We start from the raw sequence: 878 nt of genomic DNA on the forward strand, positions 1-878 counted from the left end.
GCAAAGTCAAAACTGCCAAAGCTGCCCGAGCCAAGAGCGCTTGGTGTTGCAATACCTCCGGCGCTATTGAGTGTCTGTGCTAAGGCTGTGTTGAGATAAGTTTCACGAATTGTTTTATGGTTTTTCAACTTGGAAAAGAATTCATTTCCACAAAGCCCAATAATCCGTGAACGATCAGAAAATGCTCCTTTTGAAGCCTCAATCATCCTCATAATGACTTGGTCAACATGGTCAGCAACATTGGTTGTTTCTGTATTCAGTTTAAAGTCAATGGGCTTTGGTGGTGTGATTTCCCATTCTTTGTACCAATCGACAATCACGGAGCCATCAGCATCAAGAACCACCCCTTGAACGGCGCCGAGTTGCATATTCTCCCATGTCAATTCAATTTCAGAAATCAGTTTCTTTTGTTTTTTGGCAATATATTTCATTGCTGTCTCTAACTGATCTTCTGCGCCAAATTCACGCCGGTTTTGGATTTCTTCTGATTTCACCGTATCACTTTTGGCAATCCGTGTTGTTTTGAAAAACCGAAGATTACGACCCTCTCTATCACCTTCTGCCAAAGGTGCCCCGCGTTCACTGGTTTGAATAAGCGAAAATGTATTATCACGCCGTTCAATACCAACCACTGTGGTGCTTGTTTCCACTTCCTCAAAAAGATCAAGAGAACTAATAAGCCCCGGTTGAAACTCATAGTTTTCGATGGCTTTCATCATTGTGATGCTTGAGAAAGCATCATGTTTAAAAAAGTTCATATCCATGTGCGCATTCTCCTATCGCAATAGAATGTTGTTTTTGTCTTCTAAAGACTGAATGGCTGCTTTCTTTTGCTCATCCGTGATGGCATCTGGCCATAGCAGTTCAGAAGCTTTTAC

1 protein-coding gene and 1 pseudogene are annotated in these 878 nt (G+C 41.9%); both read right to left on the reverse strand.

From position 1 onward, the window contains the following. The coding region (locus ACFIKG_RS09505) for a major capsid protein (RefSeq protein WP_375652223.1) at window positions 1–764 on the reverse strand (764 nt) is incomplete at its 3' end. A 12-nt stretch (window positions 765–776) separates the two neighbouring features. Continuing rightward, window positions 777–878 (reverse strand): annotated as a pseudogene (locus ACFIKG_RS09510) (head decoration protein); the annotation flags it as partial.

The sequence above is a fragment of the Bartonella sp. LB28NMGDW genome (assembly GCF_042194435.1).
Taxonomy (GTDB): Bacteria; Pseudomonadota; Alphaproteobacteria; order Rhizobiales; family Rhizobiaceae; genus Bartonella; species Bartonella grahamii.